At 63.5% G+C, this 21,489-nt stretch carries 26 protein-coding genes; 11 read left to right on the top strand and 15 right to left on the bottom strand.

The genetic code is table 11. The annotated features are described in order from the left end of the window. Nucleotides 1-34: 34 nt before the first annotated feature. The gene (gene yidD, locus ACO076_RS13815) at nt 35-376 is read right to left on the bottom strand and encodes a membrane protein insertion efficiency factor YidD (RefSeq protein WP_421726737.1); all 342 of its coding nucleotides are present in this window, start codon (nt 374-376) and stop codon (nt 35-37) included. A gap of 415 nt (nt 377-791) precedes the next feature. Between yidD and ACO076_RS13810 the strand changes: the two genes are divergently transcribed. The 4 genes from ACO076_RS13810 to ACO076_RS13795 all read left to right on the top strand — a co-directional run bounded on the left by ACO076_RS13810 (nt 792) and on the right by ACO076_RS13795 (nt 4,812). After that, complete coding sequence (locus tag ACO076_RS13810; RefSeq protein ID WP_421723415.1) at nt 792-2,012, top strand: hypothetical protein; 1,221 nt, start codon at nt 792-794, stop codon at nt 2,010-2,012. Between the two features lie 61 nt (nt 2,013-2,073). Next, a complete protein-coding gene (locus tag ACO076_RS13805; RefSeq protein WP_421723414.1) occupies nt 2,074-3,291 on the top strand; it encodes a hypothetical protein in 1,218 nt (405 codons plus the stop codon). A gap of 107 nt (nt 3,292-3,398) precedes the next feature. Further along, nucleotides 3,399-3,884: a YHS domain-containing (seleno)protein gene (locus ACO076_RS13800; RefSeq protein WP_421723413.1), complete on the top strand. Its 486-nt coding sequence runs from the start codon at nt 3,399-3,401 to the stop codon at nt 3,882-3,884. An 85-nt stretch (nt 3,885-3,969) separates the two neighbouring features. Next, nucleotides 3,970-4,812: a sterol desaturase family protein gene (locus ACO076_RS13795; RefSeq protein WP_421723412.1), complete on the top strand. Its 843-nt coding sequence runs from the start codon at nt 3,970-3,972 to the stop codon at nt 4,810-4,812. A gap of 7 nt (nt 4,813-4,819) precedes the next feature. Here ACO076_RS13795 and ACO076_RS13790 read toward each other — a convergent pair whose 3' ends face one another. Both ACO076_RS13790 and ACO076_RS13785 read right to left on the bottom strand, forming a co-directional pair. Continuing rightward, the gene (locus ACO076_RS13790; protein WP_421723411.1) at nt 4,820-5,119 is read right to left on the bottom strand and encodes a hypothetical protein; all 300 of its coding nucleotides are present in this window, start codon (nt 5,117-5,119) and stop codon (nt 4,820-4,822) included. A gap of 105 nt (nt 5,120-5,224) precedes the next feature. Next, nucleotides 5,225-5,680: an iron-sulfur cluster assembly scaffold protein gene (locus ACO076_RS13785; protein WP_421723410.1), complete on the bottom strand. Its 456-nt coding sequence runs from the start codon at nt 5,678-5,680 to the stop codon at nt 5,225-5,227. Between the two features lie 138 nt (nt 5,681-5,818). Between ACO076_RS13785 and folE the strand changes: the two genes are divergently transcribed. Then, on the top strand, nt 5,819-6,454 hold the full coding sequence (folE, locus tag ACO076_RS13780) for a GTP cyclohydrolase I FolE (protein WP_421723409.1): 636 nt from the start codon (nt 5,819-5,821) through the stop codon (nt 6,452-6,454). 5 nt (nt 6,455-6,459) lie between these two features. Beyond that, a complete protein-coding gene (gene hisI / locus ACO076_RS13775; protein WP_421723408.1) occupies nt 6,460-6,909 on the top strand; it encodes a phosphoribosyl-AMP cyclohydrolase in 450 nt (149 codons plus the stop codon). Between the two features lie 9 nt (nt 6,910-6,918). Here the strand turns inward: hisI and ACO076_RS13770 are convergent, their stop codons facing one another. From ACO076_RS13770 to ACO076_RS13760, 3 genes are all read right to left on the bottom strand, one after another. After that, nucleotides 6,919-7,350 (bottom strand): CBS domain-containing protein, encoded by a 432-nt coding sequence (locus ACO076_RS13770; protein WP_421723407.1) that lies wholly within the window; start codon nt 7,348-7,350, stop codon nt 6,919-6,921. Between the two features lie 146 nt (nt 7,351-7,496). Next, nucleotides 7,497-8,237, bottom strand: a complete 741-nt coding sequence (locus tag ACO076_RS13765; RefSeq protein ID WP_421723406.1) for a rhomboid family intramembrane serine protease — start codon at nt 8,235-8,237, stop codon at nt 7,497-7,499. Nucleotides 8,238-8,351: 114 nt separating this feature from the next. Further along, nucleotides 8,352-8,816: a GNAT family N-acetyltransferase gene (locus tag ACO076_RS13760; protein WP_421723405.1), complete on the bottom strand. Its 465-nt coding sequence runs from the start codon at nt 8,814-8,816 to the stop codon at nt 8,352-8,354. Between the two features lie 216 nt (nt 8,817-9,032). On the opposite strand from ACO076_RS13760, the gene ACO076_RS13755 reads away from it, so the two are divergent. Beyond that, nucleotides 9,033-9,650 carry a transglutaminase-like cysteine peptidase gene (locus tag ACO076_RS13755; protein WP_421723404.1) on the top strand — a complete coding sequence of 206 codons (618 nt, stop codon included), beginning with the start codon at nt 9,033-9,035 and terminating at the stop codon, nt 9,648-9,650. A gap of 587 nt (nt 9,651-10,237) precedes the next feature. On the opposite strand, the gene ACO076_RS13750 is transcribed toward ACO076_RS13755, so the two are convergent. Continuing rightward, entirely contained in the window at nt 10,238-11,212 is a 975-nt protein-coding gene (locus ACO076_RS13750) for a S1C family serine protease (protein ID WP_421723403.1), read from the bottom strand. A 116-nt stretch (nt 11,213-11,328) separates the two neighbouring features. Then, the gene (locus tag ACO076_RS13745; RefSeq protein ID WP_421723402.1) at nt 11,329-11,856 is read right to left on the bottom strand and encodes a gamma carbonic anhydrase family protein; all 528 of its coding nucleotides are present in this window, start codon (nt 11,854-11,856) and stop codon (nt 11,329-11,331) included. A gap of 219 nt (nt 11,857-12,075) precedes the next feature. Here ACO076_RS13745 and ACO076_RS13740 point away from each other — a divergent pair, with 219 nt between their 5' ends. Next, the gene (locus ACO076_RS13740) at nt 12,076-12,792 is read left to right on the top strand and encodes a hypothetical protein (RefSeq protein WP_421723401.1); all 717 of its coding nucleotides are present in this window, start codon (nt 12,076-12,078) and stop codon (nt 12,790-12,792) included. Nucleotides 12,793-12,798: 6 nt separating this feature from the next. On the opposite strand, the gene ACO076_RS13735 is transcribed toward ACO076_RS13740, so the two are convergent. From ACO076_RS13735 to ACO076_RS13725, 3 genes are all read right to left on the bottom strand, one after another. Next, entirely contained in the window at nt 12,799-13,008 is a 210-nt protein-coding gene (locus ACO076_RS13735) for a DUF3126 family protein (RefSeq protein ID WP_421723400.1), read from the bottom strand. Nucleotides 13,009-13,042: 34 nt separating this feature from the next. Then, complete coding sequence (gene cysE / locus ACO076_RS13730; protein WP_421723399.1) at nt 13,043-13,876, bottom strand: serine O-acetyltransferase; 834 nt, start codon at nt 13,874-13,876, stop codon at nt 13,043-13,045. A gap of 138 nt (nt 13,877-14,014) precedes the next feature. Continuing rightward, complete coding sequence (locus tag ACO076_RS13725) at nt 14,015-14,767, bottom strand: alpha/beta fold hydrolase (RefSeq protein ID WP_421726736.1); 753 nt, start codon at nt 14,765-14,767, stop codon at nt 14,015-14,017. Between the two features lie 146 nt (nt 14,768-14,913). On the opposite strand from ACO076_RS13725, the gene ACO076_RS13720 reads away from it, so the two are divergent. After that, nucleotides 14,914-15,162, top strand: a complete 249-nt coding sequence (locus ACO076_RS13720; RefSeq protein ID WP_421723398.1) for a zinc-finger domain-containing protein — start codon at nt 14,914-14,916, stop codon at nt 15,160-15,162. A gap of 21 nt (nt 15,163-15,183) precedes the next feature. Then, nucleotides 15,184-16,386 carry an FAD-dependent monooxygenase gene (locus tag ACO076_RS13715; protein WP_421723397.1) on the top strand — a complete coding sequence of 401 codons (1,203 nt, stop codon included), beginning with the start codon at nt 15,184-15,186 and terminating at the stop codon, nt 16,384-16,386. A gap of 14 nt (nt 16,387-16,400) precedes the next feature. Here ACO076_RS13715 and gyrA read toward each other — a convergent pair whose 3' ends face one another. Then, a complete protein-coding gene (gene gyrA / locus ACO076_RS13710) occupies nt 16,401-19,154 on the bottom strand; it encodes a DNA gyrase subunit A (protein ID WP_421723396.1) in 2,754 nt (917 codons plus the stop codon). Nucleotides 19,155-19,324: 170 nt separating this feature from the next. Next, entirely contained in the window at nt 19,325-19,969 is a 645-nt protein-coding gene (locus ACO076_RS13705; protein WP_421723395.1) for a sulfotransferase family 2 domain-containing protein, read from the bottom strand. 118 nt (nt 19,970-20,087) lie between these two features. On the opposite strand from ACO076_RS13705, the gene ACO076_RS13700 reads away from it, so the two are divergent. Then, entirely contained in the window at nt 20,088-20,444 is a 357-nt protein-coding gene (locus ACO076_RS13700; protein WP_421723394.1) for a hypothetical protein, read from the top strand. A gap of 7 nt (nt 20,445-20,451) precedes the next feature. On the opposite strand, the gene ACO076_RS13695 is transcribed toward ACO076_RS13700, so the two are convergent. Together ACO076_RS13695 and ACO076_RS13690 are read right to left on the bottom strand one after the other, a co-directional pair. Further along, complete coding sequence (locus tag ACO076_RS13695) at nt 20,452-21,066, bottom strand: disulfide bond formation protein B (protein ID WP_421723393.1); 615 nt, start codon at nt 21,064-21,066, stop codon at nt 20,452-20,454. After that, nucleotides 21,063-21,278, bottom strand: coding sequence for a hypothetical protein (locus ACO076_RS13690; RefSeq protein ID WP_421723392.1), 216 nt, complete (start codon nt 21,276-21,278; stop codon nt 21,063-21,065). Before ACO076_RS13690 ends, ACO076_RS13695 begins: the two co-directional genes overlap by 4 nt. Nucleotides 21,279-21,489 lie beyond the last annotated feature (211 nt).

Below are 21,489 nucleotides of genomic sequence, written 5' to 3'. Positions count from 1 at the left end.
GCGAGGCCGCCGAGGCCACAGCCCGATAATGGAGCTAGGTGTCCAGCCGGGTCTTGGGGTCGATGTGCTTGCCGGTCCAGCGGCCGTAGCGCCACGGCAGATACCAGCGAGCGTCGTCGGGGAGCCGGTCGGGGATTGGGTCGTGGCCGGATGCGCCGAACGGGCCGCAGCGTTGCAGCCGCGCCAGCCCGATCCACGAGCCCCGCCACAGGCCGTAGGTGCGGATCGCCTCCTCGGTGTACTCCGAGCAGGTCGGCAGATAACGGCATTGCCGGCCGATCAGCGGTGACAGGGTCAACCGATAGAGCTTGATCAAGCCGATACCGAGGGCCCGCGGCAGGCGCAGCGGTGAGACAGGCGTTGCCATGCGGATCATCTGGGCCATTCCGCTCGCCGTTGCAATCGCTCGCTGCTCGCCCGCGCATCACTCCGGAGCGACGAGCCCGGCCATCGCCGGGTCGCCGTAAGAAATGTAAATATATTTACCTATTCCCGAACGTAATTGTAAAAATTGAAAAGTATTTGCATCATCACCTTTGATTCTTCGCGCGATTTTCAGCCGTTGACTTAACTTACATCAGCTCACCTCGACGACAAAAAAGCATCATCTGCTATCATATCGAACCTTTTGAAACGGGTACTTCAATAAAAACTCGTTGAAAGCGAGACTTATCGATTGCTTGCTCTAGGTATCGGTCTTCGCCTCGCGCCGTGGAAGAAGATCTGGAAACGGTCGAATAATCGAAAGTCCAAATGCACGCGAGAAGTCAACGCGCTGAGAGAAACCACGCATGCCTAAGCAAACGACCGATCTCCTGTCCGATGGCGTTTTCCCGATCCTTTTCGATGCGCCGGGATTGACATGGAAAATAGCGAAAGGGGTCACTGTCGGAGCCTCCGCTGGCGGCGGAGTGATCGGCAGCGGCGAAGATGACAGCACGCTCATCAACAAGGGCCTGATCGTCAACACCGCGTTAGGCGGGCAAGGCGTCATCTTCAGCAGCAACAACAACGGAAGCGTTGTCAACAAGGGCGAGATCGTCGGTGGGCCGTTGGGCGCTGGCGTTCAGTTGAGCGGCGACAACATGCAGCTCGCAAACGTTGCCGGCGCTAAAATTCTTGGCGGAACGATCGGCGTAGCCTTCGGCAGCGGCGTGCTGGACCAAGGGGGGAATGTCGAGAACCACGGCAGGATCGCCGGGACCGACGCCGACTCCATCGGCATCGGGGTCGCTGGTTTCCCCGACTTTGTCCTCAAGAACTACGGCGAAGTCGACGGACAGTCGCACGGCGTGCTCCTGACCATCAACGGGTCGGCTACAACGCCAGGACCGAAGATCGTCAACCACGGCCTGATTGCGGGTGACGAGGCCGTCCAAGCTGCCGCCACCGACGCCGACGGCTATCGACTGAAGGTCGTCAACAAAGTCGACGGAACGATCCTCGGCGAAGCGGCCGCGGTCTTTGCCCTTTCGAACGAGAGTTTGCGTGTCGTCGTCAAGAACGACGGCCTGATCGTCGGCGACATTGAGACGGGAGGAACCGAAAGCAACGACAAGGTCGTCAACACCGGCAAGATCAAGGGACACGTCAAGCTCGGCGACGGCGCAGATCTCGTCGACAACACCGGCGGCCGGATCACCAAGAAGATCTTCGGCGAACTGGGCGACGACACGTTCATTCTCGGCGACAGGAAAGAGACGATCGTTTTCGACACCAACGTCGACCAGGGCCAGAACGTCGACACGGTCCAGAACTTCGAAACCGGCGCCGACCAGTTTTTCCTCGATCAGGCGGTGTTCGCGGCGCTGGTGGGCCTCGGCGACCTCGCCAAAGCGAACTTCCGCCGGGACACGACGGCCCAGGATGCCGATGACTACATCGTCTACGACAAGGCAACCGGCGTCCTCATCTACGACTTCAACGGAAACCTCAACGGGGGGGCGACGCAGTTCGCCCAGCTCGACCCCGGCACCGGCCTGAAACACTCCGACTTCACCGTTTTCGCCTGACCGCGCGTCTTCACCTGACGCCGCGGCGGCCGGCGTCGTCCCCTTCCAGGAGAGTACATCCATGCCCACGCAATCCACCGATCTCCTCGCCAACGGCACATTCGCGATCTTCTTCGCAGAGCCCGGATTGAAATGGAAAGTCGCGACCGGCGTGACCGTTGGCAGCAGTGGTAGTGTTACCATTGCCAGTAGCGATCCCGACAGCACGCTCGTCAACAAGGGCCTGATCATCAACACGACGTTCGGCGGGCAGAGCGTGCTGTTCACCGGCGAAAGCAGCACTGTCATCAACAAGGGCCAGATCGTCGGCGGGCCCTCGGGGTTCGGCATTCAGCTAGTCGGCGACGATCACGAGCTCATCAATGAAGCCGGCGCAACAGTCCTCGGCGGAAACGTTGGCGTATCCATGAACGGCGGCCTCGCAAACGAAGGCGGCTACGTCGAGAACCACGGCAGGATCGCAGGGACTGACGATTTCAGCTTTGGCATCAGGGCGTCTGGTCTCCCTGACTTTGTCCTCAAGAACTACAGCGAGATCGAGGGAGAAGCCGCCGGCCTGAGGCTGGACATCAACGATCCGGCAACGACCCCCGGGCCGAAGATCGTCAACCACGGCCTGATCCGGGGTGACAATGCCATCGACGTCTCCCTGACCGACGACGAGGGTTATCGGCTGAAGCTGGTCAACAAGGCCGATGGCAAGATCATCGGCGAATCGGCCGCGGTCATCTCCCTGTCGGTTCAGGGGCTGCGCATGGTCATCAAGAACGAGGGTCTCATCGACGGAGACATCCTGACCGAAAAGGTCGACTTCAACGACAAGATCGTCAACACCGGCAAGATCAAGGGGAATGTCTTTCTCCGCGAGGGCGACGATCTGGTCGACAACACGGACGGCCGGATCACCAAAAAGATCTTCGGCGAGGAGGGCAATGACACCTTCATCCTCGGCGACAAGCGAGAGACGATCGTCTTCGACAGCGACCTCTTCCAAAACCCGAATGTCGACACGATCCACAACTTCGAGACCGGCACCGACCGGCTCTTCCTCGATCAGGCGGTGTTCGCGAAACTGCCGGACCTCGGCGAACTCGCCAAAGCCAACTTCCGCAAAGGCACCGAGGCGCAGGATGCCGATGATTTCATCCTCTACGACAAGCCGACCGGCGTCCTTGCCTACGACGTGGACGGTAGCGGCCTTGACGGCGTGGCGGTCCCGTTCGCGCAGTTCGATGCCGGCACCGGCCTGAAACACACCGACTTCACCGTCTTCGCCTGAGCGCGTATCTCACAGTTCGCTCAAGTCACCCTCACGCAGAGATGAGAGGTAAGCGCGCGGCGGCCTGTGTATGAATGGGTGGATCAGATTCCAACCGGAGCACCGTCATGAACGCACCACGTCTTGCCCGAACCGTCGCCACCGCCGTCGCGGTCACCATGATCGCCGGTAGCGCGTTCGCCTTCGACCCGCAATCGACCGCGCCGGTCAACATCAATCCCGACGGCTACATGCTGCAGGGCTTCGATCCGGTCGCCTATTTCTCCGTCGGCGAGCCAACGGAAGGCGACTCCGCCTTCACCGCCGAATTCGGCGGCGCCACCTATCGCTTCGCCTCGGCCGACAGTCGCGACGCGTTCGTCGCTGATCCGGAACAGTTCATTCCGGCCTATGGCGGCTTCTGCGCTCTGGCGATGTCTTATGGCCAGAAGGTCGACATCGACCCGGCCGCGTGGCGGATCGTCGACGACCGGCTCTATGTCCAGGCTAACCCCCGCGCGAAGGAAGTCTGGGACCGCGACGTCCCCGGCAATATCGAGAAGGCCGACATCAACTGGCCGAACGTCAAGGACAAGGCGCCGGCCGACCTCTGAGGTCGTTCCACCATCCGCGAGTGGGCGCCGGGGTCGGCGCCCATGTCGCGTCGCCGGCCGGGGTCATCGACGCTACATTGAGCCCATGCCGGAACTGATCCTCAACAACGAACCGGTCATCCGGGTCGCGTTCTTTCTCGGTGTCCTGATAGTCATGGCCGTCTGGGAAGCCGCGGTGCCGCGTCGTCGCCGCGAGATCCCCCGGCTGCTGCGCTGGTCGAACAATCTCGGCGTCGTCGTTGTGTCGGCGCTGCTTGTCCGACTCGCTTTCCCGATCGTCGCCGTCGGCTTTGCCCTCTACGCCCGGGAGAACGGCTGGGGCCTGTTCAACGTCGTCGACGTCCCGGCTTGGATCGCCTTCGTCGTCTCGGTGATGGCGCTCGATCTCGCCATCTACTTGCAGCACGTCATGTTCCATGCGGTGCCGGCGCTCTGGCGGCTTCACCGCATGCATCACGCCGATCTCGAAATCGACGTGTCGACGGGGCTGCGGTTCCACCCGGTCGAGATTCTCCTGTCGATGGTGATCAAGCTCGGCGTGGTCGCCGCTCTCGGACCGCCGCCGATCGCCGTCCTCGTCTTCGAGATTCTCCTAAACGCCACCGCGATGTTCAACCACGCCAACGTCAAGCTGCCGCTCGGCTTCGACCGGGTGCTGCGGTGGTTCGTCGTGACGCCGGACATGCACCGGGTCCATCACTCGATCCATCCGAACGAGACCAATAGCAATTTCGGCTTCAATCTGCCCTGGTGGGACCGGCTGTTCGGTACTTATCGCCCGCAGCCGAAGGACGGCCACGAGCGTATGACCATCGGCATCGAGCAGTTCCGCACCCGACGCGACCTGTGGCTCGACCGCATGCTGATCCAACCGGTCCGCGGACCGGCGAGCGACTACCCCATCAACCGCAACGACTCGTCAGACTGAAGTCGCGTCAGCTCGACGGCGGGCAGTTCTCGAACAGGAACTTGCCCGCTTCCTCGCCGGCCGTATGCGGATCCTCGGTCAGATCACCGGCCTTGGCGAGCTCCGTGGTCGCCTGGGTCACCGCCGCCCGTAGCTCTTTCATGCTGCTGCACACCGGCTGGATGTCCGGATTTTCCTTCTCCACCTGCGCCACGATTTTCTGCGCATCCGGCGTCAGGTCGGTTACCGATTCCGCGCTGGCCATTCCCGCCAATCCGCCCGCGAACACAATGGCCACACACAGCCGCACCATAGTCTGATACCGCATCGTCTTCACTCCCGATCGCCACCCTCGCCACAATGTATAGCGCGCAAACGCGCCGGAAACGCGGCACGCCAACGACACGTCGATGACAGAGGCAAGACGAACCACTCAGCCGGTGGCGGCGAGTTCCTCGGCGCGCTTCGCCGCGATCTGGTCGAGGGCGTCGACCACCGCGTCGAAGGTCAGCATGGTCGAGGCGTGACGGGCCTTGTAGTCACGCACCGGTTCGAGAAACTTCAGGTCCGCGAACCGACCTTCCGGTGACGGTCCGTTGTCCTTCAGCATCCGCCACATCGCCTCGCGAACCGCGCGAAGCTCGTCCGCCGTCGCGCCGATGATGTTGTGGGCCATGATCGACGACGATGCCTGGCCGAGCGCGCAGGCCTTCACCTCGTGGCCAAAGTCGATCACGGTGTCCCCATCGACGACCAGATCGACGGTCACGGTCGAGCCGCACAGGCGCGAATGGGCCGTAGCGCTTGCGTCCGCAGCCTCCAGCCGGCCGAGCCGCGGGATCGAGCCCGCGAACTCCAGAATCCGCTTGTTGTAGATATCGTCGATCATGGGTGCGCAATATAGGCGGCTGGGCTCCACTACGCCAGTTGGCAGGACGACCGAGACTCCCCGCTCGCATTCTCCGGAATTGCCGCTATATAGTCGCGGGCCGGCGCCCTGCGAGGCGCCATCCTCCGGAGCCATCGAATGGATGCAGTGTTGAAGAAGGCGTCCGCAATCGCGGACGGCGACGATCGGAAGACGGTCGCGCGTCCCGACCGTGCCGCGGCGGAAGCCGCCGTGCGGACGTTGATCGCCTGGGCCGGCGACGATCCCGATCGTGAAGGTCTGCTGGATACGCCACGTCGCGTGGTCGACATGTACACGGAAGTTTTCGCCGGCTATCGCGACGATGCGACGCCCCATCTCGCCCGCACCTTCGGTGACTACGGCACTTATGACGACATCGTCGTCGTCCGCGATATCCCGTTCAATGCCCACTGCGAACACCACATGGTCCCGTTCGTTGGTAAAGCCCACATCGCCTATTATCCGACCGACCGGATCGTCGGGCTTTCCAAGCTGGCGCGGGTGGTGGATGTCTTCGCCCGCCGCCTCCAGACCCAGGAGCGACTGACCGATCAGATCGTCTCGGCAATCGACGATGCGCTCAAGCCGCGCGGCACCGCTGTGATGATCGACGCTGAACACCAGTGCATGACGTTGCGCGGGGTCCGGAAGCCGGGTGCGTCGACGGTGACCGCTCAGTATCGGGGCGTCTTCCGCGACGACCCGGCGGAGCAGCAGCGCTTCCTGACTCTCGTTCGCGGCTCGGTGGGCTGATCACGATGTCCAATTCTCTCTTCGCCGCACGCGGCGATCACGATGCGATCGAAAACGGCACCGCCCTCATGCCGCGCTTCGATGCCGACGGTCTGATCGTGGCGATCGCCACCGACGCGACGGATGGCGAAGTCCTGATGGTCGCATATATGGACGCCGAAGCGCTGGCCCGCACGATTGAGACCGGTGAGGCCTGGTTCTACAGCCGGTCGCGCCGGCGGCTCTGGAAAAAGGGCGAGGAGAGCGGCAACGTTCTCGCCGTCTCCGACATCCGCATCGATTGCGATCAGGATGCGGTCGTCCTCAAGGTGACGCTTGGCGGCGACGGCGTCGCCTGTCACCAGGGCTACCGCTCATGCTTCTATCGCTCGGTTCCGATCGGCACCGCGCCGGATGCCGAGCTGTCGCTTGAGCCCGACACGGCCATGAAGCGGGTCAAGCGAGCGGAGCGCTGAACGCGACGATCAGACCGTCGAGATGTAGGTCCGCATTTCCTCGGCTTCGTGCTCGACCTCTTCGATCCTGGCCTTGACTACGTCGCCGATCGAGACCAGCCCGGCTAGTCGGTCGTCCTCGATCACCGGTACGTGCCGAAAGCGACCACGGGTCATCCGCTCCATGAGCGAATTGATCGAGTCGCTTTCCGTGCAGGTGACCACGTTCCGGGTCATGATGCTGGAAATAGCATCGCTCAGGATGCCGGCGCCGGTGTTGCCGAGCGCCCGAACGATGTCGCGCTCGGAAACGATGCCTTCGACCCGCCGGTTACCGTCGACCACGACGAGGGCACCGATTCGTTTGGCCGCCAGTTGCGCGACGGCTTCGGATAGCGGCGCGTCCGCAGCGATGGTTGCGACCTCGCGGCCCTTCAGATTCAGAATTGATGCAACAGTCATCGGATCGCCCTCCGTTCCGGCGGCCCTTTCTTCTCCATGCCGCCAGCGACAACCCCCTGCCCCTGCAGGACATCCGAAACGATGGCGCCGACGACGCCGGTTGGCAAGTTGCAGTGCAGCAATCGCTGCGAAAAGGTGTGCGGTCCCTAACGGGACTCGACCGGATCGAGCAACGAAAACAACAGCAAACCCACGACAAACCCGCCGATATGGGCCTCCCATGCGATCGCGCCGGAGGCGATTGTATTGCTGCCGAAAATCCCGAACAGAAGGTTCAAGCCGAACCAAACTCCTAGGAATGTCAGCACACGGCGATCACGCACGGCGTCAGCCAGGGACGGCGCCGGGTACCGGTAAGCGGCGGCGGAGCGGTTCTGGCGGAACGCCATCGGCGACCGTCCGCCGGCAAATACGAAACGCGCCGCGCCGGCCATATGCGCGGAGACGGCCGCCGATGCCCCCACCATTGGTACGGTGGAGTCCGGGTGGACGCCGAAGTGGAGCAGCGAACCGCCAATCGCGCCGGCGGCCGAGTAGATCAGAAACCGGCTGGTACCGAACCGGTACGCCACCGCGCTGCCGAACGCCGCCATCCACAGCCCGTTGAAGATCAGGTGCATCCAGTCGGCGTGGAGAAACGCGTAGGTCAGGAAGCTCCAGATCCGTGCCCCTTCGGCGCCGGGCAGCAGGCCGTACCAGGATGGGTCAAACACGCGCGCCGGAATGAAGGAAAACAGAAACAGGACCTCGGCCTCGGTCGTCGGTCCGAGAAGGTACTCGCGGATGGCATGGATGGCGGCGAACACCAACAGCAACGCCACCACGACCCCGGGCAGGTTGACGGCCGGCTCACGGCGCGGCGGCGTTTGAATGTGCGGGACTGACATGGCCGCGCACCCTAACGCCTGCTCGGGCCGAATAAAGGCAAAAAGCCTCAAATTGTCGGGAACCAATGCGCGCCGCCGACGCGGGGACGGCACCGCACCGAAGCCGGCAACCGGTCAGCCGAGTTGGTAGACTAGCTCCACCTCGCGATCGATGACGCGCCCGGTGCGGCGAAATCCCAGCGCCTCGTAGAACGGCACGGCGCAACCCTCCGCATCAATCGAGGACACACCGACACGTTTCAGGCGCTTCTTCCGGGCAAGGTCGAACGCGAAGGTCACGGCGGCGGTTCCGTGGCCGCGCTTCTGATGGCCGGCGTCAACCATCAATCGCCAGATGAACAGGCTCTCAGGATCGTCGCCCGCCTCGAGTTTCTGCTCCGGATGGCTCATGTCGACCACCGCGATCATGCCGACCGGCGTCTCCCCGTCCCAGATGCCATAGAGTTCCGCACTCGGTTCGAACATGGACTCGGCCATCGTCTCCGCGTTCGGTGCCACGAACCTGGTCTGGTCGGGACGGACGGCAAGGTCCAGGAGCGGCGGGAGGGTGTCACGGGAAAGGCGGCGCAGGTCGGTCATGGCTGGACGAAATGATGACGGTGGCGGGATGTGCGGGCGAAACGCCCGGGCCGGCTTCGGCCGGAAGACAGGCCTGCACCGGCCGGGTTATTAGAGTAAACAGACAGTTTATCTGTTCGGTACAATTTGATTTTCATTCGAATCGGATTGTCATTTCCATCTTAGACTCAAATAAAACTGCGGATGTCATAGTCATTTTCGGATGGGGAGATGATTATGCGCGTCACGCAGGCCGTTACACTTTTGTTTACTTTAGTCGCTTTGGCGGTCGCTGGCGACATGGCGCTGGCGGAAGATGGGGACACCTCACCGTTCATGACTATCCGCGGCAAGACGGCCCAGCCGATCGGCCACTACAATCTGTGCGCCCGCGACAAAAGCGAATGCGCGGTCCGTAGCCGCGGCCAACAGCGTGTACAGCTCACCGAGGAACGCTGGAACACCTTGGTCGACGTTAATCGCGCGGTCAATGCGGCGGTCCGCCCAGTCACCGACCAAGATCTGTTCGGGGAGCCGGAAGTGTGGGTCTACCCCACCGACCGGGGCGACTGCGAGGATTTCGTCCTTCTCAAGCGTCGCCTGCTCGCCGAGCGCGGCTGGCCGCTCGGCGGATTGCTGATTACCGTCGTCCACCAGCAGAACGGCGACGGTCACGCTGTATTGACCGTGCTTACCGATCATGGGGATCTGGTGCTCGACAACCTCAAACCCCACATTTCGACGTGGAACGACACGCCGTACCGCTTTCTGAAGCGGCAATCGACCTATGACTCCGGTCAGTGGGTGGCGGTCGAGGACGGTCGCGCTGCGATGGTTGGCAGTCTCAGCGACTGACCACGAACACACGAGACAAAGGACGAGCTTGGGCCTGGTCGCGTCCCACCCCCCGTCCCCAGATCAGGTCCAACGAGCCGGCCCTCGCCCCAGGGCCGGCTCACAATTTCGCAAACCAGCCCAGATCGGCACGCTCGTCGGGATTCCTCTGCGGCAGTCCTCGCCGGGGAGAAAACGCGCCCTCTCCCCCCTTGCGGGGGAGACGGCGGAGCTTGGCGTCGCGAAGCGCGCCCTAGCGGAGCCAGAGGGGGGTGACCGTCATCCCGGTCTGCGGCCGAGGAAACGCGAGGGAGTCCTTTTCGGCCGCCGCTGAATCGACACGTCGATCGGTGCGGTCGCGGCATTACCCCCCTCCCGGATTTCGAACCGGTTCCAAGATCGGAACCGGAGAAATCCGGCCTCCCCCACAAGGGGGGAGGCAAGGGTGTGAGCACCGGCGAGACTTCGAGTTGGTGTCCCTGAGGCGCCGCCACATCCGTTCCCCGCAGGTAAAGGGAGGGGGAACGCAGCGTTGTCGAATTGTGCGATGCCGAAGACCAACGCAAGCGTCCTCCAAACACCAACACACACATCCGCGGAGGAATCCGTCAGTGGAGGCGCGGCGCCTTGAGGTAGGCGTTACGGTCGCCCGAGGTGATCGTCATGTCGACCATTTGACCGTCATGGTAAACGGTCAGTGGAACGTCGACACCGGCCGCGCCAAGCGACCACATCTTGCGGAAGAAGCTGGCCAGATCGTCGACCCGGGTCCCCGCGACGGCGACGATCACGTCTCCGTTCTCGAGGCCCGACGCCTCCGCCGGCGCGCCGTCCGCCGTTCCGGCGACCACCACCTGATCGTCGACCTCGACCGCATAGAGCCCGAGCCAGGGCCGCGGCGGCTTGTTTGGCCTGCCAAGGGTCAGCATGTCGTCAAGAATGGGCGACAGGAGATCGATCGGCACGATCATGTTGAGTTGCTTGTCGACCTCGTTGTCGGATTGCTCCAGCCGAAGCGAGCCGATCCCTCTCAGCGTCCCGTCGGGGCCGATCAGGCCGGCGCCGCCCCACTGTGGGTGGGCGGGCGCGGTGAAGATCGCTTCGTCCAGCAGGTACTCCCAGTAGCCGGCAAACTCCTGCTTGCCGAGCACCCGACCGGCCAGCGACTGGGCCCGGCCGCCGGCGCCGGCCAGCACAATCGGAGTTCCCGGTTCCAGATCGGTCGAGCTGCCGATGTCGAGCGTCGGCAGATCGACCCGCGCCAATGCCTGGACCAAGCCGAACCCGGTTGTCTGGTCATAACCGAGGACGTGGCCGGGGATCGACCGCCCGTCATGCAGGCCGAGCCAGACGGTCTCCGCCTCTGTCACCAGATAACCGATCGTCAGCACCACCCCGTCGGCGCGGATCAGAACCCCGTTGCCGGCGCGCTCGGTACCCAGGATATCGGCCGTGAAGGCGTCATTGGGCACGGTCGAGCGGACGCTGACCATCGCCGAAAGGGCACGATCGAGGTCGTAGCTGTAATCGCTCGGATCCGGTTGCGCCGACTCCGCGACCTGCCAGTCTTGCTCGGTCGACATGGGCGATACTCCTGGCACATGAGAAGGAAATGGTGGGCGGGCCGTATGCGGCCCGAGGCCTTATATAGGCGGTGCCACGCCGATAACACCCCGCGGGGGCCTTGCCCGGCGCTGCGCTACAGCTCAGTCAGCCCCCCGGCGAAACGACGCCAATTCGCGGCGTAATGGGCCGCCGAAGCGCGGTTTCCTTCGATCTCGGCTTCGGTCAATGGGCGAACAACTTTGCCCGGCATGCCGATCACCAGCGATCCCGGTGGTATCTCCCGCCCCTCGGGCACCAGTGCCCCCGCGCCGATCAGGCAGTTATCGCCGATCCGGGCGCCGTTCAGGATCACTGCCCCCATGCCGACCAGGCAATTGTCGCCGACCGTACAGCCGTGGACGGTAGCGCGATGGCCGATCGTGCAGCCGCGGCCGACGGTCAGCGGGAAGCCTGTGTCGGTATGAAAGACGCTGAGTTCCTGGATATTGGTCTCTGGTCCGACGACGATAGGCTCCTGGTCGCCCCGCAACACCGCACCGAACCAGACGCCCACCTTGGCGCCGAGTTTCACCTGACCGATCACGGTCGCGTTCGGTGCGATCCAGTAGTCGTCGGGGTCCGGCAGGTCGGGCGCGACGGAGTCGAGGGCGTAAATCGGCATGGCCGTGTTCTCGCAGGTGGGACCCGACCTGTCGAGCCCGCCACATGCACTCCGTCGGTATAAAGCACCTCCTTCAGAACTTCAGTTGTCCCCTTCATCGGCCTGTTATTCATGCATCTTTGGAGATGCCCTTTTGGAGATGCGCGTAGTTACCGGTTCATTAAGGGACGGCTGGTATCGATCGATTCGTAAGTAGCATTGCTCGAGCCGGAGACGCCCATGACGCAGTCGGTCGCGATCGACAACAAGACCCATGGTTGGGGTGGTCCGGCGGTATGGGCGCTGCTCGCCGCCATCGCGGTTGCCGCCGCCGCCTGGGGTGTCAGCCGGGCGATCGATGCCTATCACGATCGGGTTGCGCTCCGCGGCCTCAAAGACAAGACGACCCCGGTTCGCGTCGTCGTCGCCGACGAGCCTCTGGTGATCCCGGCGAACATGATCCGTCATCGCAACGCCCGACGCGGCGGCGCGCTCGATAAGATCGACCTCCTCCTCCACTGGCCGTCGCTCGACGGATTCACCACAGAGCGGGCTGCCGCTTTCAAGGACTCCTCCTCCGGTGCACCGCTGATCTACGCGACCCTCGAACCACGGGTGAACGACATCGACTCAGATCGTCGCCTGTCCACGATCTATGCCCGCTTCTTCGACGGACCGGCGTTCATCGGCCCGGCATCATTGATCGGCCGCCGCCTCAATCCCACCTCCCGCTATGCCGACGAGATCGTCTACCACGCTCCCTACGGCACGGCGCCGTTCGTCACGCGCTGTCTGGCGGAGGCGACCGAGGAGATTCCCGCCACCTGCATCCGCGACATCAATATCGGCTACGGACTTGTGGTGCGCTATCGCTTCAATGAAGCGTTACTGGCGAACTGGCGAACGATGGACGACAGGTTGAAGCGGCTGTTCGGGCAGTTCTTCCGTCGTCCGTAGCGACGGTCACTCCAGGTCGATGTCGAGGACGGCCATCGTGAAGTTGTACGACAGGTCGCCGTCCTCGTCGTCGCGGTAGATGACCCCCACAAACTCGTCGCCGAAATAGAGTTCGGCCGAATCGGTCTTCTGCGGCCGCTGACGCACTTCGATCGTCGGGTCCGAGAAGCGCTTGCGGAAGTATGTCTCGAGTTTGTTGATTTCCTGGGGAGTCACTGTCGCCCTTTCCTGGCTGTCCGGCGTTGCCGGTTCAAAGTTCGGTCTCGGCTCCGGCGAGCATCTGGTCCATCGACCGCGCCGGATCGGAACAGCCCGCCTCGCCGATCACCCGCGCCGGCACACCGGCGACGCTGGTGTTCGGCGGTACCGGCTTGAGCACCACCGAACCGGCCGCCACCTTGGAGCAGTGGCCGACGGTGATATTACCGAGAATCTTGGCCCCCGCACCGACCAGGACGCTGTGCTCGATCTTGGGATGCCGGTCGCCGTCTTCCTTGCCGGTCCCGCCCAGCGTGACGTCCTGGAGAATCGACACGTCGTCGGCGATCTCAGCGGTCTGACCGACGACCAGGCCGGTAGCATGATCGAGGAAGATACCCTTGCCGATACGCGCAGCGGGGTTGATGTCGGTCTGGAAGACCTCCGACGACCGGCTCTGGAGATAGAGCGCAAAGTCGCGCCGCCCTTCGTTCCACAGCCAATGGGCCAGTCGATGGGCCTGGATCGCGTGGAAGCCCTTGAAGTAGAGCACCGGCTCGATGTAGCGCGAGCAGGCCGGGTCGCGATCGTACACTGCGGCGAGATCGATCCGCATCGCCTCGCTGATCCACGGATCGGCGGCGAACGCATCGTCGAAGCCGACTCGAATGACCTCCGCACTGACCACGGCGCTGTCTAGCCGCTGGGCGATACGGTGGACGACCGCATCTTCCAGGCGCTTGTGGTTCAGCACCGTCGCGAAAACGAAACTCGCCATCGCCGGATCGGCTTTGACGATTCGCTGGGCGTCCGCCTGGATATCATCCCAGACGGGGTCGACGCTTGTCAGCCGCCCGTCCGCGATATCTGTACTGCGTGACGACATATCCTGCTCCCGAGCCCCTCGCGGCCGCGGACCCTATCACAAGGGTTCCTCCCGCCCCAACGCGAAGCTCCATAACCCGGCTTCGGTTACCACACCATGACTTAGTTCATCGCCCACGGTTCACAAGGGCGAGCCGGCTTACGCCCGTCGCACCAGAAAGTCGAGCGTCTCGGCAATGAAGCTGCGATCCGCGGTGGCGAGCATGTGGTCGCGACGCGGGATCACGTGCACCCTGGCCCCGGGGATGAACGTCCCAAGCTCTTGCAGCGATCCGGCCACCACGTCGTTTTCGCCGACCGCGATCAGCACGGGTACGTCGATGGTCGCCAACTGCTCCGGCGCCAGGTTTTCACGCGCCACCCGCATGCAGGCGGCAAGGGCCTTGGTGTCGCTTCCGGTCTGCTCGGCGAACTTGCGATAGGCCCGTCCGGTCTCGTCCGTGATCGCATCAAGGCTCGGCGCTTCCAGCGCGGCGACAATCGCGTCCTCCCCGCCCATGCCGTCGACCAGCGCCATGCCCATGCCCCCGATGATCAGCGAGCGTACCTTGTCCGGATGAAGCACGGTTAGGAATGCACCGATCCGCCCGCCCATCGAGTAACCCATCACGTCCACGCGCCCGAGGCCGAGATGATCGACCAAGTTGGCCGCATCGCCGGCCAGACGCTCGACGCGATATTGCTCCGGATCGTGCAGCTTGGCGCTGTCGCCGTGACCGCGCACATCCATCGCAATGACGCGACGGCCTGCCCGCCTCAGGTGATCGATCCAGCCGGTCGCGCCCCAATTGACCACGTGATTGGAGGCGAATCCGTGGATCAGCAGGATCGGTTCGCCCTCACCCTGATCGAGAAAGGCGATGTCGACGCCATCGGACTGGAGATGCTGGATCGGCACGCGGGAGACCCCTTCCGTCGGGAAAGCGCCTGCTATAGCCAAAGGGCCGCGGCGGAACCAGATGCTTGCGGGCTTGTCGACCACCACCAACCGCCTTTATGGTCCGCCGCGAACTTGAAAAGCGCGAGACTCAAACGACCATGGCTCATAGCGTCGTCCCTCATTTCCATAACGAATCCGGAGCCGCATCGATCGCGATTGGCGTCCGGGAGTTCATGTGCGTCGGCGCCAAGCCGCCGTTCGACCATCCTCACGTCTTCCTCGACATGGGCGATGGCGACGAAAAGATCTGTCCGTACTGCTCGACCCTCTACAAGTACCGGGCCGACCTCGGGCCGGAAGCGACCGATCCGCCGGGTCATCTGTTTACGGAACGGGCCGCGGCCTGACGCCGCGCGTCGCCTTTTGCCATGGGCGAGAGGCCGACCTTCCTGATCATCGGCGCCGGGATCGCCGGCCTGACGACGGCCCTCGCGATAGCCCGCGCCGGCTTTGACGCAGTCATCGCCGAACGCGCCGAAGCGCTCAGCGAAATCGGCGCCGGCATTCAACTTTCGCCGAACGCGGGACGGGTCCTCGCCGACCTCGGCCTTGACGATGCGATCGCCACGCTGGCGCTCGAACCGCGGCTGATCGATATCCGTGACGGGGCCAGCGGTGCGGTGCTGACCGCGCTTCCGGTCGAGGCGTTTCGTCAGCGCTACGGCTTCCCTTACCGCGTCATTCACCGTGCCGACCTGCAGAAGGTGCTGGCCGATGCGGTGAAAGCCGCCCACGGCGTCACATTGATCCTTGGCGCGGTTCTCGACGACGTGCTGGCTCGCGACGATACGCTGTTTGCCAAGCTCAAGGGCCACCGCGGCGAAGTCATGGAGGTCGCCGGTATCATCGGCGCCGACGGTGTCTGGTCGACCACCCGCGATCGCGTACCGGGTGCGCGCGGGCCGGTGCCGACCGGCCGCACTGCCTGGCGCACGGTCATCCCGGTCGACAACGCTCCGGCGTCGTTGCCAACCGATCGGGTCGGCCTGTGGCTCGGACCGAACGCGCACCTGGTGCACTACCCCATCGCCGGCGGTGCGGCTGTCAACGTCGTCGCCATCATCGCGGAGCGATGGGCCAAGCCGGGGTGGAACGCCCGTGGTGACTATCGCCTGATCGCCGAGCGTCTGAATGGCTGGAGTCCGGAGGTCCGCGCCATCCTCGCCGCCGCCGCCACTTGGCAGCGCTGGGCGCTCAACGCCGTCGATCCGACCGGCCCGTGGTCAAGCGGTGCGACAACCCTGATCGGCGACGCCGCCCATGCGATGGTACCGTTCCTCGCCCAGGGCGCGGTGATGGCGATCGAGGACGCGGCGGTTCTCGGTGACTGCCTGGCGGCGACGGGCGGCAATGCCGAGCCCGCCTTCCGCGCCTACGAAGCCCAACGCCGGCAGCGGGTGACCAAGGTGTGGAACGTGGCGAACCGCACCGGTGAGCACTACCACGCCGAGGGCCTGACCGCCCGCGTCCGCGACCTGGCGCTCCGCGCCGCCGGCACGCGGCTCATCCTGATGCAGAACGACTGGATCTATCGCTGGCGGCCGAACGGCGCCACCGGTGAGACGGGCTGACTGCGTTTGATGAATCAGCCCTCGGGCGGCGGACTTTCTTCTCCGTTTTCGTCGGCCTCGTCCTCGGAAAGGTGCTCGACAGAGACCACCGTCTCGTCCTCGGCCGTATTGAAGACGATAACCCCTTGGGTGCCGCGCCCGACGATCCTGATGTCGTCGATCGGCATGCGGATGATCTGCCCCCCGTCGGAGACCAGCATGATCTGGTCGTTGCTCTCGACCGGGAACGACGCCACGAGCGGCCCGTTGCGCTCATTGACGACCATCGCGACGATCCCCTTGCCGCCGCGGCCCGTCGTCCGGTACTCGAACGACGACGATCGCTTGCCATAACCGTTTTCCGATACCGTGAGGATGAGCTGCTCGACGGCGCTCATCTCGGCGTAGCGTTCCTGCGACAATTCGCCGACACCAGCATCGTCGCCCTCGCCGTCGACTGACGCCTCGTCTGGCTCGCCTTCGCCACGCACCGCCCGACTCATCTTCAGATAGGCGTTGCGTTCGGTCGAATCGGCATCGAAGTGGAGCAGGATCGCCATGGAGATGACCCGATCCCCGTCCGCCAGCGCGATCCCGCGTACGCCGGTCGAGTCGCGGCCCTTGAACACCCGAACGTCGTTGACCGGGAAGCGAATGCACTGGCCCCGCGCGGTGGTCAGCAAGACGTCATGCGCTTCGGTGCAGAGCTGAACGCCGACGATGCCGTCACCGTCGTCCAGCTTCATCGCTATCTTGCCGTTACGGTTGACCTGAACGAAGTCGGAGAGCTTGTTGCGCCGCACCCGACCGCTGGTCGTGCCGAACATCACGTCGAGGCTCGCCCAACTCGCTTCGTCCTCGGGCAGCGGCAGGATCGATGTGATCCGCTCGCCGGGCTCCAGCGGCAACAGATTGATGAGCGCTTTACCGCGCGCCGATGGCGCGGCCAACGGCAGCCGCCAGACCTTTTCCTTGTAGACAATACCGCGCGAGGAGAAGAACAGGACCGGCGTGTGGGTGTTGGCGACGAACACCCGGCTGACGAAATCCTCGTCCTTGGTGGCCATGCCCGTCCGACCCTTGCCGCCGCGGCGCTGCGCCCGATAGGTGTCCAGCGCCACCCGCTTGATCCAGCCGGCGTGGGTGACCGTCACCACCATGTCCTCGCGCTGGATCAGATCCTCGTCGTCGAGATCGGCGCCACCTTCGGTGATCTCGGTGCGGCGCGGCGTGGCGAATTCGTCGCGGACTGCTTCCAGTTCTTCCTTGATGATCGCCTGGACCCGTTGTCGGGAACGCAGAATGTCGAGAAGGTCGGTGATCTCGGCGGCAATCTTTTCCAGTTCGTCGCCAATCTCCTCACGCCCGAGCGCGGTCAGCCGCGCCAGCCGCAATTCGAGAATGGCGCGCGCCTGAGCTTCCGACAGCCGGTACGTGCCGTCCTCGGCGATCCGGTGGCGCGGATCGTCAATCAGAGTGATCAACGACGCGACCTGCTCGGCCGGCCAGGCGCGTTCCATCAGTTCGGCACGCGCCGTCGCCGCATCCTTCGACGACCGGATGATGCGGATGACTTCGTCGATATTGGCAACCGCGATCGCCAGGCCGACAAGGGTGTGGGCCCGTTCCCGCGCCTTGGCGAGCAGGTGGCGCGTCCGGCGCTGAACAACCTCCTCGCGGAAGGCGATGAACGCGGCCAGCAGGTCGCTGAGCGTCATGGGCTCCGGCCGGCCGCCGTTCAGCGCTACCATGTTGGCCCCGAAGGAGGTCTGCAGCGGCGAGAACCGATAGACCTGGTTCAGCACGACATCGGCGACCGCATCACGCCTGAGCTCGATCACCACCCGCATGCCATGCCGATCAGATTCGTCGCGAATGTCGGAAATCCCCTCGATCCGCTTGTCGCGGACCAGTTCGGCGATCTTCTCGATCATCGAGGCCTTGTTCACCTGATAGGGAATCTCGGTGATGATCAGCGCCTCGCGCTCCTTGCGGATCGTCTCGACACTGACCCGCCCGCGCATCAGGATCGAGCCGCGGCTCTTGGCGTAGGCCGCATGAATGCCGGCGCGGCCGAGGATGATCCCGCCGGTCGGGAAGTCCGGTCCCGGAACGATCTCCATCAACTGTTCCAGCGAGATACCCGGATCGTCGATCATCGCGATCGTCGCGGCAACGATCTCGCCGAGATTGTGGGGCGGGATATTGGTGGCCATACCCACCGCGATGCCGCCGGCGCCGTTAACGAGCAGATTCGGGAATCGCGTCGGCAGAGCCGACGGTTCCTGCTCCGAGCCGTCATAGTTGTCGCGGAAATCGACGGTGTTCTTGTCGATGTCCTCGATCATCGAGTGCGCCACCTTGGCGAGGCGCACCTCGGTGTAGCGCATCGCCGCCGGCGGATCGCCGTCGACCGATCCGAAGTTCCCCTGCCCGTCGATCAGCGGCAGACGCATCGAGAAATCCTGCGCCATCCGCACCAGTGCGTCGTAGATCGCCTGATCGCTGTGCGGGTGGTACTTACCCATGACGTCGCCGACGACCCGCGACGATTTCTTGTAGGGCTTGTTCCAGTCGTAACCGGCCTCGTGCATGGCGTAGAGAATCCGCCGGTGCACCGGCTTCAGACCGTCGCGGGCATCCGGCAGCGCCCGCGACACGATCACGCTCATCGCATAAGCGAGATAGCTCTGGCGCATCTCGTCGGTGATCGAGACGGATTCGATCCCGGGCGGGGTCCCCTCGCCGGGTTCGCCCGGCCCCTGGGGAGGCGGTGTTTCGTCAGCCAATGGACATCTCAGGGAATCAGAACAATCGCTGCCGCGAACTTAAGCATTCGCCGGCAAAGTTACAAGGCAAAACGCGGGCTTCTCCACGTCAAAATACGATTAAATATCAAAGAGTTATAGATATCTGATCGCGGTCGCGGCAGCCCGTTCGCACCGGGTTCGCCGGAGCGCTATTTCAGCATGTCCGGGGAGTACATCGGGCCCAGCATTTCGTAGTCCTTCTGGTAGAAGTCGACGAGCTTGTTAAATAGCTTCGGTGAGAGGTCCGATACCTTTGCGGGGTTGGGCGTTTTTTTCATTTGCGGCAGCTCAACTCTGGCACCTGTCAGCTTTTGGAGCATCTCAGGCACACTTCCCAACTGTTCGATCGGAATCTTAAGGGCGATCTTGTCCCAGAAATCTCCGACGTACCTCGATTGCGGGATCGTATGGTTGCGTATGACCTTCGAATTCTCGCGGTACTCGTTGAAATTTATAATGAATTCTTCGATCGTTGGCTCGGGCTTGAGACCGGCGCTCGACAGCTTTTCGGAACGGGACTCGCCGGCGCCAAGCACGCGGTTTCCGTAGGCCGACAACAGCCGTTTGATCGGGTCGCGAACAATCACGAAGCTTGTGTAGCCAGCGTAGTAGTCCAGCCAGTCGGACGGCCGGGAGCGGTAGAACTGGTGAACCGTCCCCCCGAGGCGGTCGCGGGTCTTCGCATCGAACGGATGACCCGTCTCGATCGTGTAGAAGACGTGCTTGAGCGACGACGTGGCGTTCTTCGGGATCGGAAAATAGACAAGCTCGAAGCGATGAGAAACAGCAACCATCGGCGAAAGCAGAAGGCCCCTCGGATACTGAAACGATTGCACCGACTAACACAGCCGGCCTATGGGAAACCAGACCCTAACGTCGCACCCGACACCCAAGATCATAACACCTGAGTGAATGGCTCAAGAGCTTGTCCTCCCCGTCCATCCCGCGGACGACCCACGGTTCGTCCACGCGGTTCGCTATCTCCGCGATCGCCTGCTCGAGTCTGTTGACATCGACATGCAAATCCGTCTCGCCGGCCGCCTCTACCACATCTCATGGGCCGACCGTCGGCGCATTCCCCAGGACGACGCGGCATTCTGGATGACTTCGGGCATGCGCGTGATCGAGCATCGCGGCCTGGTGCCCGCCGACGTTGTCCCGACCGGCGAGGAGCAAATCACGCTGCTGATCGACGGCGAGCGTCTGGTGTTTCACCTCGTCGCGCTGGATGAGCCCGACGCTCCCATGGCCTTGCCCGACGCCGGTTGACCAGGGGCTACTCCGACGCGCTGGTCGGACCGCCGAGCAGCTGGTAGCCGAAGGTGTGGCATTCGTTGAGGCCGCACTGCAGGATCACCGACACCAGGTTGATGAGGCAGAGCAGGATCACGAACAGGCTGACGACCGTCCCGATCCTGGCGAGAAATGGGAACGATCGGATATGGACGTGCTCCAACTCACGATCGCCGCCCACGATCGCCAATTTGGCGGCGATGGTGATCAAGAGGACCAGCGCAATGATCACCGACCAAACCGGCATATGCAGACCGAACACCGCGCTACCGACATAGGCGTGGCCGGGACGCGGATAGATGTCGAGAAGCGTTTGTCGCTCCGCGACGATCAGCAGAAGGATCGCGAATAACAGACTGATCCCGGTGTTCTGCGGCGAGTAGCCGTGGCGAAAAGTCAGCATGATGCCGAAGCAAACACCGAACAGCGCCGCGCGCTGGAGGAGACACAGCGGACAGGGCAGTTCGCCGTAGAGGTACTGCATGGTCATCGCCGCCGCGACGATCGCAGCGATGACCGTCATCATGGCAAGGAGATAGGTGTAACTGAGAGCGGCAAGCAGCCGCTGACCGGCTCCGACCGGCGCTCCATCGCTCATCCGGTGACGCCTCTCACCGCCGGATCGGGCGTCCCCAGGTGCACCTGAATCCACGGCATGCGGAAGCCGTGTTCCGGGCTCCAGACCTCCCACAGAAACTCACCGACGAACAGCACGATGAGAATGACCAGCAGCAAACCGGCGATCCAACGCCGGCCGAACCAACCAAGCAGCAGCGTCAGGAACAACGCCGAAAAGACCAGAGTCATCATGGATCGCCCCCTCCATCTGACGTCGGTCGCCCGAATTGCACAATCATAGCATGTCCGACGGATTCGCGTAGCTCGCGGCTCGGAAACGCGACCTCAGCAGGCCCTCGAATCAGGTTCCTCGCCTCCTCCTCGAGCCAAGGCAAACCGCCTACGGTCGGCCGCGAAATGATCGACTTCAAAAGACGAACCGGGCCGGAAGCCGCACGAAACG

This window comes from Bauldia sp., assembly GCF_965232525.1.
Lineage (GTDB): Bacteria > Pseudomonadota > Alphaproteobacteria > Rhizobiales > Kaistiaceae > Bauldia.
This window is presented reverse-complemented; position numbering and strand designations above follow the sequence as displayed.

What these genes read in the sequence shown, in the direction of transcription:
- ACO076_RS13760 (WP_421723405.1), bottom strand. Translation starts at nt 8,816, where the DNA reads ATGACCGACCTGCGCCGCCTTTCCCGTGACACCCTCCCGCCGCTCCTG.
- ACO076_RS13805 (WP_421723414.1), top strand. Translation starts at nt 2,074, where the DNA reads ATGCCCACGCAATCCACCGATCTCCTCGCCAACGGCACATTCGCGATC.
- ACO076_RS13695 (WP_421723393.1), bottom strand. Translation starts at nt 21,066, where the DNA reads ATGAGCGATGGAGCGCCGGTCGGAGCCGGTCAGCGGCTGCTTGCCGCT.
- ACO076_RS13800 (WP_421723413.1), top strand. Translation starts at nt 3,399, where the DNA reads ATGAACGCACCACGTCTTGCCCGAACCGTCGCCACCGCCGTCGCGGTC.
- ACO076_RS13700 (WP_421723394.1), top strand. Translation starts at nt 20,088, where the DNA reads ATGGCTCAAGAGCTTGTCCTCCCCGTCCATCCCGCGGACGACCCACGG.
- ACO076_RS13720 (WP_421723398.1), top strand. Translation starts at nt 14,914, where the DNA reads ATGGCTCATAGCGTCGTCCCTCATTTCCATAACGAATCCGGAGCCGCA.
- yidD (WP_421726737.1), bottom strand. Translation starts at nt 376, where the DNA reads ATGATCCGCATGGCAACGCCTGTCTCACCGCTGCGCCTGCCGCGGGCC.
- ACO076_RS13690 (WP_421723392.1), bottom strand. Translation starts at nt 21,278, where the DNA reads ATGATGACTCTGGTCTTTTCGGCGTTGTTCCTGACGCTGCTGCTTGGT.
- folE (WP_421723409.1), top strand. Translation starts at nt 5,819, where the DNA reads ATGGATGCAGTGTTGAAGAAGGCGTCCGCAATCGCGGACGGCGACGAT.
- ACO076_RS13765 (WP_421723406.1), bottom strand. Translation starts at nt 8,237, where the DNA reads ATGTCAGTCCCGCACATTCAAACGCCGCCGCGCCGTGAGCCGGCCGTC.
- ACO076_RS13810 (WP_421723415.1), top strand. Translation starts at nt 792, where the DNA reads ATGCCTAAGCAAACGACCGATCTCCTGTCCGATGGCGTTTTCCCGATC.
- ACO076_RS13715 (WP_421723397.1), top strand. Translation starts at nt 15,184, where the DNA reads ATGGGCGAGAGGCCGACCTTCCTGATCATCGGCGCCGGGATCGCCGGC.
- ACO076_RS13745 (WP_421723402.1), bottom strand. Translation starts at nt 11,856, where the DNA reads ATGCCGATTTACGCCCTCGACTCCGTCGCGCCCGACCTGCCGGACCCC.
- ACO076_RS13755 (WP_421723404.1), top strand. Translation starts at nt 9,033, where the DNA reads ATGCGCGTCACGCAGGCCGTTACACTTTTGTTTACTTTAGTCGCTTTG.
- ACO076_RS13770 (WP_421723407.1), bottom strand. Translation starts at nt 7,350, where the DNA reads ATGACTGTTGCATCAATTCTGAATCTGAAGGGCCGCGAGGTCGCAACC.
- cysE (WP_421723399.1), bottom strand. Translation starts at nt 13,876, where the DNA reads ATGTCGTCACGCAGTACAGATATCGCGGACGGGCGGCTGACAAGCGTC.
- ACO076_RS13750 (WP_421723403.1), bottom strand. Translation starts at nt 11,212, where the DNA reads ATGTCGACCGAGCAAGACTGGCAGGTCGCGGAGTCGGCGCAACCGGAT.
- hisI (WP_421723408.1), top strand. Translation starts at nt 6,460, where the DNA reads ATGTCCAATTCTCTCTTCGCCGCACGCGGCGATCACGATGCGATCGAA.
- ACO076_RS13795 (WP_421723412.1), top strand. Translation starts at nt 3,970, where the DNA reads ATGCCGGAACTGATCCTCAACAACGAACCGGTCATCCGGGTCGCGTTC.
- ACO076_RS13790 (WP_421723411.1), bottom strand. Translation starts at nt 5,119, where the DNA reads ATGCGGTATCAGACTATGGTGCGGCTGTGTGTGGCCATTGTGTTCGCG.
- ACO076_RS13740 (WP_421723401.1), top strand. Translation starts at nt 12,076, where the DNA reads ATGACGCAGTCGGTCGCGATCGACAACAAGACCCATGGTTGGGGTGGT.
- ACO076_RS13705 (WP_421723395.1), bottom strand. Translation starts at nt 19,969, where the DNA reads ATGGTTGCTGTTTCTCATCGCTTCGAGCTTGTCTATTTTCCGATCCCG.
- ACO076_RS13785 (WP_421723410.1), bottom strand. Translation starts at nt 5,680, where the DNA reads ATGATCGACGATATCTACAACAAGCGGATTCTGGAGTTCGCGGGCTCG.